Annotated in this window: 14 protein-coding genes; 10 read left to right on the forward strand and 4 right to left on the reverse strand. The window is 48.9% G+C overall.

Going from position 1 to position 14,451, the window contains the following annotated elements; translation table 11 throughout:
* Positions 1 to 79: 79 nt before the first annotated feature.
* Entirely contained in the window at positions 80 to 784 is a 705-nt protein-coding gene (locus AB3N00_RS12320; protein ID WP_413034770.1) for a hypothetical protein, read from the reverse strand.
* Between the two features lie 207 nt (positions 785 to 991).
* Complete coding sequence (locus AB3N00_RS12325) at positions 992 to 1,159, reverse strand: hypothetical protein (RefSeq protein WP_413034771.1); 168 nt, start codon at positions 1,157 to 1,159, stop codon at positions 992 to 994.
* Between the two features lie 308 nt (positions 1,160 to 1,467).
* On the opposite strand from AB3N00_RS12325, the gene AB3N00_RS12330 reads away from it, so the two are divergent.
* From AB3N00_RS12330 to AB3N00_RS12360, 7 genes are all read left to right on the forward strand, one after another.
* Complete coding sequence (locus AB3N00_RS12330) at positions 1,468 to 1,923, forward strand: hypothetical protein (RefSeq protein ID WP_413034772.1); 456 nt, start codon at positions 1,468 to 1,470, stop codon at positions 1,921 to 1,923.
* 18 nt (positions 1,924 to 1,941) lie between these two features.
* Positions 1,942 to 2,646: an AIM24 family protein gene (locus AB3N00_RS12335; RefSeq protein WP_175398121.1), complete on the forward strand. Its 705-nt coding sequence runs from the start codon at positions 1,942 to 1,944 to the stop codon at positions 2,644 to 2,646.
* Positions 2,647 to 3,114: 468 nt separating this feature from the next.
* A complete protein-coding gene (queC, locus tag AB3N00_RS12340; RefSeq protein ID WP_413035263.1) occupies positions 3,115 to 3,792 on the forward strand; it encodes a 7-cyano-7-deazaguanine synthase QueC in 678 nt (225 codons plus the stop codon).
* Positions 3,792 to 4,283, forward strand: a complete 492-nt coding sequence (queD, locus tag AB3N00_RS12345; RefSeq protein WP_154893068.1) for a 6-carboxytetrahydropterin synthase QueD — start codon at positions 3,792 to 3,794, stop codon at positions 4,281 to 4,283. Before queC ends, queD begins: the two co-directional genes overlap by 1 nt.
* Positions 4,276 to 5,055, forward strand: a complete 780-nt coding sequence (queE, locus tag AB3N00_RS12350; RefSeq protein ID WP_413034773.1) for a 7-carboxy-7-deazaguanine synthase QueE — start codon at positions 4,276 to 4,278, stop codon at positions 5,053 to 5,055. The genes queD and queE overlap by 8 nt, the downstream gene beginning before the upstream one ends.
* Before the next feature lie 153 nt (positions 5,056 to 5,208).
* Positions 5,209 to 5,682: a preQ(1) synthase gene (gene queF, locus AB3N00_RS12355; protein WP_413035264.1), complete on the forward strand. Its 474-nt coding sequence runs from the start codon at positions 5,209 to 5,211 to the stop codon at positions 5,680 to 5,682.
* 287 nt (positions 5,683 to 5,969) lie between these two features.
* The gene (locus tag AB3N00_RS12360; protein ID WP_175398119.1) at positions 5,970 to 7,244 is read left to right on the forward strand and encodes an MFS transporter; all 1,275 of its coding nucleotides are present in this window, start codon (positions 5,970 to 5,972) and stop codon (positions 7,242 to 7,244) included.
* Between the two features lie 167 nt (positions 7,245 to 7,411).
* Here the strand turns inward: AB3N00_RS12360 and AB3N00_RS12365 are convergent, their stop codons facing one another.
* A complete protein-coding gene (locus tag AB3N00_RS12365) occupies positions 7,412 to 8,257 on the reverse strand; it encodes an EcsC family protein (protein WP_413034774.1) in 846 nt (281 codons plus the stop codon).
* Positions 8,258 to 8,572: 315 nt separating this feature from the next.
* Positions 8,573 to 9,496: an S-layer homology domain-containing protein gene (locus tag AB3N00_RS12370; protein WP_413034775.1), complete on the reverse strand. Its 924-nt coding sequence runs from the start codon at positions 9,494 to 9,496 to the stop codon at positions 8,573 to 8,575.
* A gap of 359 nt (positions 9,497 to 9,855) precedes the next feature.
* Between AB3N00_RS12370 and AB3N00_RS12375 the strand changes: the two genes are divergently transcribed.
* The 3 genes from AB3N00_RS12375 to AB3N00_RS12385 all read left to right on the forward strand — a co-directional run bounded on the left by AB3N00_RS12375 (position 9,856) and on the right by AB3N00_RS12385 (position 14,444).
* A complete protein-coding gene (locus tag AB3N00_RS12375; protein WP_413034776.1) occupies positions 9,856 to 11,604 on the forward strand; it encodes an ABC transporter ATP-binding protein in 1,749 nt (582 codons plus the stop codon).
* The gene (locus tag AB3N00_RS12380; protein ID WP_413034777.1) at positions 11,591 to 13,456 is read left to right on the forward strand and encodes an ABC transporter ATP-binding protein; all 1,866 of its coding nucleotides are present in this window, start codon (positions 11,591 to 11,593) and stop codon (positions 13,454 to 13,456) included. Before AB3N00_RS12375 ends, AB3N00_RS12380 begins: the two co-directional genes overlap by 14 nt.
* A gap of 223 nt (positions 13,457 to 13,679) precedes the next feature.
* Positions 13,680 to 14,444 carry an MBL fold metallo-hydrolase gene (locus tag AB3N00_RS12385; protein ID WP_413034778.1) on the forward strand — a complete coding sequence of 255 codons (765 nt, stop codon included), beginning with the start codon at positions 13,680 to 13,682 and terminating at the stop codon, positions 14,442 to 14,444.
* Positions 14,445 to 14,451: the final 7 nt, after the last annotated feature.

Below are 14,451 nucleotides of genomic sequence, written 5' to 3' on the forward strand. Positions count from 1 at the left end.
TCGACCTATTCTTTATTTTCACCTTTAAATTCTATGTAGAAACGTCCATTTTCATTTCGTCATCAATAGTTCTTTGTCCCTATTCTCCTAACATGGTTTTTCCGTGGCTGTTGTGTGAGGCACCATACGTAATTCCATAATGGTGGCGCAGTTTTTCCACAATCTCGGCCTCCTGGTAATAATCCAGATCCTGTTTGCGAGCCGCCTCTATTAACAGAGCATCTGCATGCCTGCGAAGCAGGTTGCTTCCCTCTTGTGCACGGCCTCTTTCATAAGCTCGTAAGGCTTGTTTGATCAAGGGTACGGTCTCACTTAATTTAATTGTCTTCTCCACCTTCGGATCTTCCGGCTGTCTCAGCATCCCCAGATGACTCGTATATTGAATATATAATTGTTCCCGGCGCAGCAGCACTCTCTGACTTTGCTTCACCTTGCGTGTACTCCAGTAGGCAGAGCATATTGCTGCTTTTCCCGATACACGGGGGCCCATGGCAAACTCGAGCAAAATCTGCTTACTTTCCCCCTTGTATACGTCGCCAAGCCGCAGAATCCAACCGATGTCCGTCTCTTTGGATCGGCAACCATAAATCCCTTTTAGTTCAATTCCAAATTCCGGTTTGAGCAAAAGTTCCATGTCTCTTGATACAATTTTAGGTGCTACTTTCCTAAGTCTTTTGGCAGGGGCCCCGTAACGCCATTCAACCATCATATATACGGGGTCGGCCCCCCCTGTCGGTATGGCCTCTCTATTCCACGAATAACATACTTCAAAGACTGAGTTCACTGGTAGTCTCTCCCCCGATTTATGTGTATTATCTTATAAGTTATCAGGGTGAATGGACACTATATTGTCACGGAACATATGTTCGTATGACATTTTTCCAATAAATTAATTTTATGCCCCCAAATCCGCCTTATTACGACAATAAACGACGAAAAAGCCTGGCGTTATGCCAAGCTTTTCTTCTACAAATTTATGACAAGTCCCAACTTAGAGGGTAGATTGATTCATCCCCAAATCGGTCGTGGATGGTGTCCATTCCGGCTCTGTCACCGGCGCGTAGGTTACGCTGTCAATGATCAATTTACGTCCAATTGGCTCACCGTTTACCGTAATCATAATCGTTTTGGTTGGGGTTGTTTGTTCTGTCGTATACATAAATTTATTCTCCTTCGTTCACGATCTTCTTCTGAAATCGGATATATTGTAATTTTTATAATTTTCGTCATTGTGAATGGCAAACACCCGGAACCGGGGTAATGATATATTGTTAAACTGTCCGCGTGCTGCCTTGAACGTATATTACCCTGCTGCTCACTGAATTAAACAGGTAACTACTCTTGGAAAAAATACAATGTCCTGAACCCAACACGCCGGTTTTGACGTATAATGTAAGAGCCGTATTTCAACAAATAATGACGATTTCGGCAGAAGACAACAATCCTCACCGAAAGAAGGTGCCAATGATGCCAAAACCCATCAAGGGTCATTACATTCGGGTGTTATTCACCACTTGCATTTTATTCACCGTCTCTCTGACATCAACCGTAAGTGCAGCGAGTGCCAATATATTTTCAGACATATACAGCGGGTGGGAACGCGTCTCCGAGCTTCCCGGGGAAGTGAACGCCCTGCAGGAAAGCTACCAACAAACGCTGAACCAACTTAATGAGACTTCGGCTCAATTGGGACAAGCCCAAGCTAATGTGGAAGCATTCAAGGCCCAAAATGAGCAATTAATAGAACAGAATCAGAAACTGACTGATATGGTCACCAAACTGCAGCAAGATCAGGATGCCAAAAATGCCACGACGAAACGCATCCAAACGATGATTATCACTGTGATTTGTCTCATACTAGGCTATTTCGTCCTGATTCGTGTAATGCGTTGGGGAATGCGTCGTCGATCGGGCCGAGTATAAAAGAACAGGAGCAAGCACATGCACATACACCTGAACAACACCGAAGCCGGCGGAGCTGGACAAGTGGTTACTTTCTCGCTGGTCCAGGATGACCGGCTTCATATTTTGCATCCACAGCAAATCGTTGCCTTTCGCGGCTCGAGCGGCAGCCGCAATGACAAGTTCATGAACATCACAGGCATGGTTCGCAAAAAAAAGCTGATCAAATCGGAAATCACCGGGCCTTGCCAATTTGTGGCGGCCCTGCCTCCCGGATTTACCATGAAGGAAGTTGAACTCACCGAGAACAGCGATTTGCTGTACGATTTTCGGCATCTCTTTTTTTACTCGGACGGTGTGACCATGCATACCAAAATCCAGAAAATCAAAAACATGCTGATCACTCAGGATGCGGTCAAAATGAAGTTCTCCGGCAAGGGCAAAATTGGACTGCTGACCCAAGGTCAGGTCTGCCAACAGGAACTGCACCCTACAGCTCCACTATACGTGGATGCAGGCAGCATCATCGCTTATCCCGAAAATGCACATTTGGAGCTCACTGTGTATGGAAACAATCTCGCCAGCCAGCATATGAACTATCACTGGAAAATGACGGGACAGGGCTCGGTGCTCTTCCAGGCAGGACGTGAGAATAGCAGACTGGAACGGGACCTTAACGACGAAGGGCTGTTTAAACGTATTCTCAAGGAAGTCATTCCCTTCGGCAATGTATTGATTAAATGAACCGTCCGGAAATCACCGCATTTATGATGAGCAATTTGCATAAATCCAATTAGCGACTTCCAATGTTCAATATATAGATCGAAATGGTCCTATCCGTCTATATATTGCACTCTGGAGCGAGTGGAATCGAATTATGCAAAATGCTGATTACACAAGCGGGGTGGTCACCGGGCGGTTTCGTGTTATAATGGTTCAGACAATTGAAGAAGAAAATCCATGCCTTCGGCATGGGAGAGGTTCGCGAACTCCCTCTATAAGACTTGACCCTGTAATGGTCATTACAAGTCTTGCGTACACGATGCATAACGTACGTAAAAAACTAAGGACACTTTTACCGTGCTGCTTTTTTGCAGTTTAAGGGAAGGTGTGTTTTTTGATGGATGCCAGTTCATGAACTTCTCTGTTCTTCCGACACTCTGTGCCTAGATGCATGGATTGATCTTAAGAAGATGGAGAGGTTTTTTTATGTTGAACGAAGAAAAAGCGGTCGTCGTATTTAGCGGCGGTCAGGATAGTACCACCTGTTTGTTCTGGGCCAAGCAGCAATTTGCCGAGGTCGAGGTTGTCACCTTCGATTATGGACAACGTCATAAACTGGAGATCGAATGTGCTGCCTCCATTGCACGTGATCTAGGTGTACAGCAAACCGTGCTGGACATGAGCTTGCTCAATCAGCTTGCGCCCAACGCGCTGACCCGTACCGATGTCGAGATTACTCATGAAGAAGGCGAGCTGCCCAGCACATTTGTAGATGGACGCAACCTGCTCTTCCTCAGTTTTGCTGCCATCCTGGCGAAGCAAAAAGGAGCACGTCACCTGGTTACAGGTGTATGTGAGACCGATTTTAGCGGATATCCGGATTGCCGGGATTCGTTTGTGAAATCGATGAATGTGACGCTCAACCTGTCGATGGACTATCCGTTTGTCATTCATACCCCGCTGATGTGGCTGGATAAGGCCCAAACGTGGAAGATGGCAGACGACCTTGGTGCCTTCGATTATGTACGCGAGCGGACACTGACCTGCTATAACGGGGTTATTGGAGATGGATGCGGTGAATGCCCTGCATGCAAACTGCGCAAAGCAGGATTGGATCGCTATGTTGAGCAGCGCTCCGCTGCCGGATCTGTGGGAGCAGATGTATGATGAGAGAGCCAGGAACGTTCCGCATTGTTGAGCATTTGCAGCGGATTGGAGAGGACATTCTGCCTTCACAGCTGCGTTACCACCGCAAACGTGTACTCGTCAGCAAGGAATTCACCTTTGATGCTGCACATCATCTGCATTGTTATGAAGGCAAGTGCAAGAACCTGCACGGCCATACGTATAAAGTCGTTTTTGGCATTAGCGGTTATCCGGGTGAAACCGGGCTGACCGTTGATTTTGGACATATCAAGGATATATGGAAAACACAAATTGAAGGATATCTGGACCATCAGTACCTGAACGAGACTCTTCCCCTTATGAATACAACGGCTGAGAATATGGTCGTCTGGCTGTTCGAACAGATGGAACATGCGCTGCAGACTGAGCCATATGCCGGGCTAACTGAAGGTGGCCGAACCGAATTCGTACGCCTCTACGAGACACCAACCAGCTATGCCGAGGCTAGACGGGAGTGGATGATCGATGAGTAGCGTGCAAGAAAACGCGGCTTCTGCTTCCAACGTACGAAGCAAAGAAGCACGTATCCCTGTAATGGAGATTTTCGGTCCGACAGTTCAAGGCGAAGGCATGGTGATCGGGCAGAAAACCATGTTTGTTCGCACCGCGGGCTGCGATTACCGCTGCTCCTGGTGCGACTCGGCTTTTACTTGGGACGGCAGTGGCAAGGACCAAATCCGGATGATTACGCCGGAGGACGTATGGGCAGAATTGCGCCGCGTTGGCGGTTCGCGTTTCTCCCATGTAACCATCTCCGGCGGCAACCCCGCCCTGCTCGCCTCGCTGGGCGGTCTGGTTTCCCTGCTGCGGGAGCACGATATCCGCACAGCGGTGGAAACCCAGGGCTCCCGCTGGCAGCCTTGGCTGGCAGACATTGACGAAGTTACGGTCTCGCCCAAGCCGCCTAGCTCCGGCATGGACACGGACTGGGACGTGCTGGATGACCTGATCGGACGATTATCCGCTGGACATGCGGGACGCAGCCACAGTCTGAAAATCGTGATCTTCGATGAAACAGACCTGGACTACGCCCGCCGCGTGCATGCACGGTATCCGGATACTGATTTGTTTTTGCAGACCGGTAACCCGGATGTCACTTCTGCGGATACGCCGGATTTGGCGTCATCGCTGCTCGCCCGTTATGAATGGCTGATTGATCAAGTCAGTGCATCGGACGACCTGAACGATGTCCGCGTGCTTCCCCAGCTGCACACCTTGGTGTGGGGAAACAAACGCGGCGTCTGATGCAAGTATGGATAACATGGCGGCATGATGTAATTTTCGGGAACAACCAGAGACTTTGAATTCAGGACCTGGGATCCCTATTATATATACCGGCAAGCTTCACGCTTGAACGGAACGAGGAGAGTTAACACATTGACGAGACAACCTGATGAAATGAAAGATGTGACGCTGCTGGGCAACCAGGGCGTGAAATATACGTTTGAGTATGATCCTGACATTTTGGAGAGCTTTGATAACAAACATCCGTACCGCGATTATTTTGTAAAATTCAATTGCCCTGAATTCACGAGCCTGTGCCCAATCACAGGTCAGCCTGATTTTGCCACCATTTATATCAGCTATATTCCCGATGTGAAAATGGTAGAGAGCAAATCGCTTAAACTGTACCTGTTCAGCTTCCGCAACCATGGGGATTTCCACGAGGATTGCGTGAACATTATCATGAACGACCTGATCAAGCTGATGGATCCGCGTTTTATTGAGGTTTGGGGCAAATTTACGCCGCGCGGCGGCATTTCCATCGATCCGTATACGAACTACGGCAAGCCAGGAACCAAGTATGAACAGATGGCTGAACACCGCATGATGAATCATGACATGTATCCGGAAACGATTGATAACCGGTAATTTCAGGCACTTCTGTCCTCCTGTGCAGTTATATGAAAAATAATAGAACACCTAAAAGCCGAACGCTTCATTCAGAAGAAGTTCGGCTTTTATTTATATAATCCCTGAATCGCTCAATGGTTCGATCGAACTTATCAAGAGCGGTTAATATACTCTATGGAATGTCATTATTTCACTTCTTCCCCTTGTCGCTTCCAACAATCTATCCTATTATGTAACAATATGCTTAGGCACACTACATTATCAGGCGCTGATCTCTCGTGACCGCGACCAAAGGAGAAAAGTACATGTCCATGCAAACTTCATTATCCAAGGACGCTGCCATGCGTTCGAAAAACCAACCCGGATTGGATGCCCAGAGCACCGTTTACCGGATCTTGATTGCCATCAGTCTGGTTCATTTGTTTAACGACTCAATCCAGTCTGTCATTCCGGCTATTTTTCCAATCCTGAAAGACTCCATGCATCTTACATACACACAGATCGGATGGATATCCTTCGCCATCAACTTTACCGCATCCATTATGCAGCCTGTTGTAGGCTGGTTTGCAGATAAGAAGCCGACGCCTTCGATATTGCCGATTGGCATGGGATTCACGTTCACCGGCATGCTTCTGCTGGCGTTTGCCGACAGTTATATGGCTGTCCTGATTTCCGTTATCTTTGTCGGGCTTGGTTCAGCAGCTTTTCACCCGGAAGGTTCCCGGGTATCTCATATGGCCGCAGGGCCTCGTCGGGGTCTCGCTCAATCCATCTTCCAGGTGGGTGGCAATGCCGGACAGTCTCTTGCTCCACTCTTGACGAGATGGATCTTCATCCCGTTCGGATTGTTTGGTGCCATCGGATTCACTGGCATTGCAGCCATGGGGATCGCGGTACAGATCTATATTGCGCGCTGGTATGGCCGCATGCTGCAATCGGGAGGTTACCTGCGCAAACAGGCGGCTGCCCGCCGTGCCCCCAATCCGGCATTACGCAAAAAAATTGCAGCTGCCATCACCATTCTGATCCTGCTCGTCTTTGTCCGTTCGTGGTATGTCGCTTCCATCGGCAGCTTCTATGCGTTTAATCTGAAGGATATGTTTAACCTGTCCACGGAAGACGCACAGATCTACATCTTCCTGTTCCTGGCTGCAGGTGCACTGGGCACATTCTTCGGCGGCCCCCTCGCGGACCGTTTCGGCAAACGCAACATGATCTTCCTGTCGATGGCCGGAGCTGCTCCGCTGGCCCTGCTGCTGCCTTATGCCAATCTGTTCTGGACCGGCGTGCTGCTGACCATTATCGGATTCATCATGCTGTCCAGCTTCTCGGTGACCGTGGTGTATGCACAAATGCTCATTCCGGGCAAAATCGGAACCGTCTCCGGCCTGATCACCGGACTCGCATTTGGTATGGGAGGGCTCGGTGCACTCGTGCTGGGGAACTGGATCGACGTGTTCGGTGTATCTCCAGTCATGCAGATGTGCAGCTTCCTGCCGCTGATCGGCATATTCACCTTCCTGCTCCCATCGGATAAGGTACTGAAACGCTGGGCGGAAGAAAACGGCAGTGAGGAATAAGGGATATGAGTGATCTGAGTGATCTGAACAAGGTAGACCTTGTACCTTGCTACACTCCAATTGCTTTATCCTTCTGACTCAGATTTATATAGCATCCAAAAAAGTCAAAAAGGGTTTCCGCCTTCATCTGGTATACAGATAAGCGGGAACCCTTTTGTTGTGAATGATTACTTCAAGCGCTGAAGAATCAGCCTTTTTTTGTATAACATTTTACCTGCTTCGGCGACATCCCGAATCGTATTTTTGTTGCTCACCGAACCAAACACCATGCCGGCAATCGGAATGAGCTGGAACAGCTTTTTCCAGCCAAAGGATTCACTGTAGGAATTGAAAACTTCCCGCCAGCCCTGCATCTGTGAAACAACCTGTACCTGCTTGTCCGGATTGTCGTACTCGGCCAGTTCATCAATAATGGCCTTCTTGCCTACAATATCGGCGGAGGAAAATTGCAGGCATTTAACGATAAATATCCGCTCCTGGGGATCATCCGGATCATAGCCGTAACATAATGCCATTTCCTGAAGTACCTTCAGGGAAAGCCCCATCACCAGCGGAATATCCGCTGCAATCGTTACAATTCCGCCAATTCCCGTCGCGGCACCTTGTGCTGCGGCAAACTTGGTTCTGCTCTCGGTAATATTGTCGGCAACACGGTCCAAAACTTCAAGTGGCAGCTTTTCCACACTATGAATTTTTGCGGTCCCTTCTGCCTCGGCATCCTGTTCCAGGCGGTAGGTATAGTCTGTCATGGAATAACCGGACTTTTCCGCTTCCTCTTGAAGCAGCTTGGCCACCTTCTTTTTTTGAACGAGAAATTTGCCGCCATTCTGCACGTACTGTCCAACTTCGTTCAAGGCGTCACCAATTTTTTGTTTGATCGCTTTTGGCATTACTTTATCCAGCATCGCAAATGGCAAACGCCCGATTTTATCCCAAATAAACAAGTCCTTCTGTTCGTTTTCCCACTTCAAAATCTGTTCAAGCTCCTGATCCAATGTCTCGCGCGAATCCATATGTGATCCTCCTGTATGTTCGATTAATTCTTTCGCTATGGATTGTATACGTTGTTGAGGCCGCTATGGTTACTTCATTTAAACCCCTGGGCATCTACCTGGAATTCTTCAATCCCTACGTGCCGCACAGCAAAGCTTTAATCGAATCGATTTTGACTGAAAACACAAGATTAATCATCAGGCTGCGAAATAAAAACAAACCAAAAACCCACCGTCCATGTTTACATGGTTGCGGTGGGTTTTAAGTATATTATAGCAAGTTGATCGTTCCTTCATGAAGCGATGCCTGAAAGGATGAACCGGAAACGGTTCAGTTTATTTGCCGGAAGGCTGAGCTTCAGCGGTATAACCGGTCGGAATGTCTGTCTCCGCTGTAACCTCTGTGATAACCATCGGATACATCATGTCCGGATCTGGCTGAATGATGGAGTACAGCACGATGGCACGTCCATCCTTTTCCAGTTTGACATCATCAATCTTCAAACCGTAACCAGGATGAGGCATTTCAGCAGTGAGCTTGACCTTGGTTGTTTTGTCGTCAACCTTGGTCGTTGTCACTTCTGGTACGATGGCTTGCTGGCCTTCGCCCGGATTCGTCGGAGCGGGCTCTGCCGAGCCACCATTGCCGTGTTTATCCACAAACTCAAGTGCATTGAAGATCATGCTTGCAGCCTCCATACGGGTAAGCGACTGATCTGGACGGAAATTCCCGTCCTTATCCAGTTCAATGATGTTCATGTTCAGCAGGTTCTGGACTGCAGATTTGGCGTCCTTACCGATTTTATTTTCGTCCTTAATATCATTATACAGCATGATCACCGGATAATTTCCGGTTGTGTTAATGCCTTCGTGAAGTAAAAGCACAAACTGCTCACGTGTCATCTTGCCTTGGGGATTCAATTCAACCGGAATGGACAGACCATTCTGGGTTGCAGCCTGTACCGCATCTGCGTACCATGTATCCGGACTGATTTTATTTTGCGCGGAAGCGGCAGCGTATTCATTTTTCAATCCAAATGCCTTCACAATCAGTTGAACACCCTGCGGCTCGGACAACGCAAGATCCGGACGGAACAGATCTGCCGTTACACCGCTGACAATCCCTTTTGATTTCAGGGAATCCACAATCGTTTTTTGTCCTTCATCTTTTATGTCGGAAAAAGCGAGTGCAGATGCACCTCCTGCCGTCAGAGAAACGCAAAGTGCAAGTGTTGCAGCCAATCCTTTTTTATGTTTCATTTCCTGGCACCTCCTAAGATTAGTAAACCCTATTTTTGACTTCTTCAATCCTACAGACGGGATACCTTCAGGAAATGTTTCAGAGAATTCGACATTAGGACAATACCTGTGCAAAAAACTACATATCCATGTCTGCATGGCCTGTGAACTTTCACTTTTATGCCCTTCTTCCTTGCTTCGTTGACAATGATTCGGATTAGCGCAAAAATAAGAAAAGAAAGAAATCATTTGTTTTACGGATAAACAGCAAACGGGATCGCATAAAGTAAGAGGGCACGACGCGCTAATTTCAGGTGTCGGCCCTTTTCTTGCCTCCGCAGCGTAACCAACTTCCACCTGAACAAAGGAGAACCCATCATATGTCCAAGACAGGATTACTTCGAAGCTATGTCGTCAGCAATTGGCCCGTGTATCTGGTTGCCGTTGTGCTGATTATTGCCTCCAATGTCGGTCAGGCCTCTTTACCCCGAATTCTGGGCAGTTTCACGGACCAGCTCATGCAGAATACACTTAACATGAACACCGTCATCCGGTATAGTCTGTGGCTTCTGGCTATAGCCATCGCTTATAACCTTCTCTTCGGTACAGGACAGTTCATGATAATGCGACTTGGACGCCGCTTCGAATTCATGACACGTGAGCGCATATTCGGCAAGTTTTCCGAACTGAGTGAGCACTATTTTTCCAAGCAGGGTAACGGGAAGCTGCTCAGTTATGTCATGAATGACGTCACCTCCGTGCGGGAAGCCATTTCCAATGGAGTGACGATGATGACAAACGCCACCTTCCTGTTGTTATCCTGTATCGTGATGATGCTGCTTAGCGGAATTCCGATGAGTCTTATTCTGATCAGTATCGTACCCTTGCTGGCGATTCCCTTTCTGGTTGTGTTTTTCGGCCCCCGTATTCGCAAGCGTTCTCGTGATGTACAGGACGCACTCGCGAGCATGACCGAATCTGCAGAAGAGCAGCTGGGCGGTATTCGCGTGACGAAGACCTTCGCCATCGAAGACGGCGCTCGGGCACGATTTGGAGCAACGGTGGATGCCATTAAGGAAAAGCAATTACGACTTGTTCGTCTCTCTTCCCTGTTCCAAGCACTGCTTCCACTGCTCGGTGCCATTTCGCTGGTCGTTTCCCTTCTGGTTGGCGGGATTCTGACGATGCAAAATTCCATTACACTCGGAAGCTTTGTCGCATTGACATTATATTTGCGAATCATTATGGGACCACTTCAGCAGATTGGCAATGTGATCAATACCATGCAGCGATCGGGAGCATCACTCGAACGGGTTAACGATCTGCTGACGGAAGAACCGGATGTGCGGGAAGTTTCCGGGGCTAAAACACTCGGTGCGGTCAATGATATTACCATTGATGACCTGTCCTTCTCCTATCCAGGCAGTTCGGCTTCAGCACTCAAACACATCAGTCTGAAGATTGGGGCTGGACAGACCGTGGGTATTGTAGGCAAAACCGGATCCGGCAAAAGCACACTGGTCAAACTATTGCTTCGTACATATGAACCGCCTGAAGGAACGATCCAAATGAATGGTACGGACATACGGCAGTTGTCGCTGGAAAGTCTTCGTTCCCGCATCGCCTATGTTCCGCAGGATGGTTTCCTGTTTAGTACCACCATTCGTGACAACATTGCATTCAGCGACCGGGAGGTACCACTGGATACCGTGGAACGCAGTGCAAGGCAGGCCATGATCTACGACAACATTATTCGTTTCCCGGATCAATTCGACACGCTGCTCGGTGAACGCGGACTAACATTGTCCGGTGGTCAGCGTCAGCGAACCAGTCTGGCTCGTGGATTGATCAAAAAAGCGCAGGTCCTCATTCTGGATGACAGCATGAGTGCGGTCGACGCTGTCACCGAAAGCGGCATTCTGCGCAGCCTGCGGGAAATCGGCAAAGGCAAGACTACCCTTATCATTTCTCACCGCATCAGTGCCGTCCGTCATGCGGATGAAATTATCGTGCTTGATGAAGGACGAATTGCAGAACAGGGAACTCATTCACAATTGATGGCTGCCGAAGGGTTGTATGCTGCAACCTACCGTTTGCAGGAGGAGGGATTGCATCATGAAGGATCATAAGGGTCGGAGCCATACTGAAACGAGTTCCGCACCGCAGTCTCCATCCGGGAACAATGCTGATTCAGCCTCAGTAAAAGAGAGCGGTAAACGTTCTTCTTTTAAAGCGATGATGGGCTACTCCAAACCACACCGGTTTGCCTTTCTGGGCATCTTCTTATGCTCCTTGCTCGGGATCTCTGCCGATCTGCTCCAGCCGTATCTGGTCAAGATAGCCATCGATGATCATCTGGCGATTGGCCAGACCAGCGTGGGATTTCTCGTGAAACTGGCTGCCGTCTATCTGGCCCTGGCTGTAATCAGCTTTATTTTCACCTATGTACAAAATAACTTGCTGCAGCATGTCGGGCAGAACATCGTCTCTCGCATTCGCAAAGACCTCTTCCGGCATATCTCCAAAATGTCCATGTCCTTCTTCGACCGCTTCCATATTGGCAGCCTGGTCACGAATGTGTCCAGCGACACGGAGACGATCAGCAGTTTCTTCACTCAGGTTCTGCTCAGCCTGATTCGGGACGGCATGATGCTGGTGCTCATTATCTTCTTTATGTTCCAGCTTGATCCGGTACTCGCAGGGTACTCCCTGATTGTGCTGCCTGTGATTGCCATCGTTGCGGTATTGTTTCGCAGCAAGCTGCGCCAAGCCTATCAGAATGCCCGTACCCGTCTCTCCCGTCTGATTGCGTTTACGGCGGAGAATCTGTCCGGCATGTTTCTGATTCAGGCTTTCCATCAGGAGGAAGAACAGAAGAAACGCTTCACGGAGCAGAACAAGCTTCACTTAAAGGCCAACATTACCCAGGCCCGCTCCAATGTCATCTTTAACCGAACGTTTGACATCCTGGGCAATGCGGCTCTGGTGATGATGGTCTGGCTTGGCGGACGTGCCGTGCTGGGTGAGTCGCTGCAGGTCGGGGTGCTCTACGCGTTTATCAGCTATATCCGCCAGTTCTTTCAGCCCATCAACCAAATTACGATGCAATGGAATACGTTCCAATCCACCACCGTTTCCATGGATCGAATCTGGAACATTCTAAATACCCGTCCGGAAGTCGCTGATCCGAAAACCGGAACGGCCTCCTCACTGGAGCCCCGTGACGTGATGGGGCAAATTGATTTTAACGATGTGTCGTTCGGCTATCGAGCAGACCGCCCACTCATTCGACATCTGAATTTGCACCTCTATCCAGGGGAAATGGTCGGCATTGTGGGAACAACGGGAGCTGGAAAAAGTACATTGATCTCCCTGCTTAATCGGTTCTACGATGTTAATCAGGGCAGCATCGAAATTGACGGCATAGACATTCGGCGGCTGCCTCAGGCCAAACTTCACCGGATCGTGGGCCTTATTCAGCAGGAACCTTTTCTGTTCTCAGGCTCCATTATTGACAATGTCCGCATGTTTCGCGAGGATATTACGAGAGAGCAGGCCATTGAAGCCTGCCGTTTTGTAGGAGCACATGTCATGATCTCACGACTGCCGCAGGGATATGATACCCGTCTCTCCGAACGAGGGAGCGGCCTGTCTGCCGGGGAACGCCAGCTGATTTCTTTTGCCCGGATTGTGGTATTCCAGCCACGAATCCTCATTCTCGATGAAGCTACCGCCAATCTGGATTCCCATACAGAACAGCTGGTGCAACAAGCGCTGGAAACCGTTTCTCAGGGAAGAACCACAATTGTCATCGCGCATCGCCTGTCTACCGTTATGCACGCCGACCGTATTCTGGTTATGGAGCATGGCGAAATTGTCGAGGAAGGATCGCATCAGCATCTGATTGAAGCCAAAGGTATCTACGCGGATCTGTACACCCATGCACGGGAAGCCGGCGGTGGCACAGCCATTTCAGGATAAACGAACGCCTATATATGCCGCCTGCGTTGCAGTGCGGCATATTTTTTCACTTTTGGGGCAGATGATTAATAAGGAGGAGAACCTGCGTGAGCAGCAACAATGAAATACTTAAAATGAGATTACCTATCTCATTTTAATATTCTATCGGCGTGTAATTCATCGCGAAAACGGGTTGTATAACATATAGGAGAATATCATTACATCTTGAAGGAGTGCAGGTTCAATGAAAATTCAATTGATTCGACATGCCACCCTATGGCTGGAATATGGAAATCTGAACATCCTCGTTGATCCCATGTTTATGGACCCTGAGGTCATGCCTGCTTTTCCTGACACACCCAATGATTTGCGGAATCCGAGAGTTCCCTTGCCGGAAACGGAGACAGATTACACGAATCCGGATCTAGTCATTGTTACTCATACCCATGTGGACCATTGGGATGCTGCGGCTGCGGAACAGCTTCGCAAGGATGTGCCTCTCCTGTGTCAGCCGGGGGATGAGAACGTATTTATCGAGGCCGGTTTCACCAACGTTACTGCCGTGGATGAGAAACATGAATACCACTCTGTTCGTTTTGCACGAACAGCTGGGCAGCATGGTACAGGAGAAATTGGGGAACGAATGGGTAAGGTGTCGGGTTTTGTGCTGGAAGCAGACGGGGAACCCGGATCGTATATTGCAGGGGACACGATCTGGTGCGATGAACCGGCTGAGGCTATTCGGCGCTATCAACCCGAAGTGATTGTTGTAAATGCGGGAGGCGCCCGTTTTACCCATGGCGATCCGATCACCATGGACGGTTCTGATGTAGCTGCAGTGAAACGACAAGCACCGGGTGCCCATGTCATTGCTGTTCATATGGATGCCATTAATCACTGCATGATGTCCCGCACGGATCTCTCCAGTTATTTGGCTTCCGAACAATTGCACGAACAGGTGCTCATTCCCCGGGATGGCGAAAGCTTCGTCTTTGATTCGAAGTTGTGAACTGGCG

Origin of the sequence: Paenibacillus xylanilyticus, from assembly GCF_047246825.1 — a bacterium.
GTDB lineage: Bacteria > Bacillota > Bacilli > Paenibacillales > Paenibacillaceae > Paenibacillus > Paenibacillus xylanilyticus_B.

Excerpts from the sequence above, each read along its gene's own strand:
- AB3N00_RS12325 (WP_413034771.1), bottom strand. The coding sequence starts at position 1,159 with ATGTATACGACAGAACAAACAACCCCAACCAAAACGATTATGATTACG.
- AB3N00_RS12375 (WP_413034776.1), top strand. The coding sequence starts at position 9,856 with ATGTCCAAGACAGGATTACTTCGAAGCTATGTCGTCAGCAATTGGCCC.
- queD (WP_154893068.1), top strand. The coding sequence starts at position 3,792 with ATGAGAGAGCCAGGAACGTTCCGCATTGTTGAGCATTTGCAGCGGATT.
- AB3N00_RS12380 (WP_413034777.1), top strand. The coding sequence starts at position 11,591 with ATGAAGGATCATAAGGGTCGGAGCCATACTGAAACGAGTTCCGCACCG.
- queF (WP_413035264.1), top strand. The coding sequence starts at position 5,209 with ATGAAAGATGTGACGCTGCTGGGCAACCAGGGCGTGAAATATACGTTT.
- AB3N00_RS12385 (WP_413034778.1), top strand. The coding sequence starts at position 13,680 with ATGAAAATTCAATTGATTCGACATGCCACCCTATGGCTGGAATATGGA.
- AB3N00_RS12370 (WP_413034775.1), bottom strand. The coding sequence starts at position 9,496 with ATGAAACATAAAAAAGGATTGGCTGCAACACTTGCACTTTGCGTTTCT.
- AB3N00_RS12335 (WP_175398121.1), top strand. The coding sequence starts at position 1,942 with ATGCACATACACCTGAACAACACCGAAGCCGGCGGAGCTGGACAAGTG.
- AB3N00_RS12365 (WP_413034774.1), bottom strand. The coding sequence starts at position 8,257 with ATGGATTCGCGCGAGACATTGGATCAGGAGCTTGAACAGATTTTGAAG.
- AB3N00_RS12330 (WP_413034772.1), top strand. The coding sequence starts at position 1,468 with ATGCCAAAACCCATCAAGGGTCATTACATTCGGGTGTTATTCACCACT.
- AB3N00_RS12360 (WP_175398119.1), top strand. The coding sequence starts at position 5,970 with ATGTCCATGCAAACTTCATTATCCAAGGACGCTGCCATGCGTTCGAAA.
- queE (WP_413034773.1), top strand. The coding sequence starts at position 4,276 with ATGAGTAGCGTGCAAGAAAACGCGGCTTCTGCTTCCAACGTACGAAGC.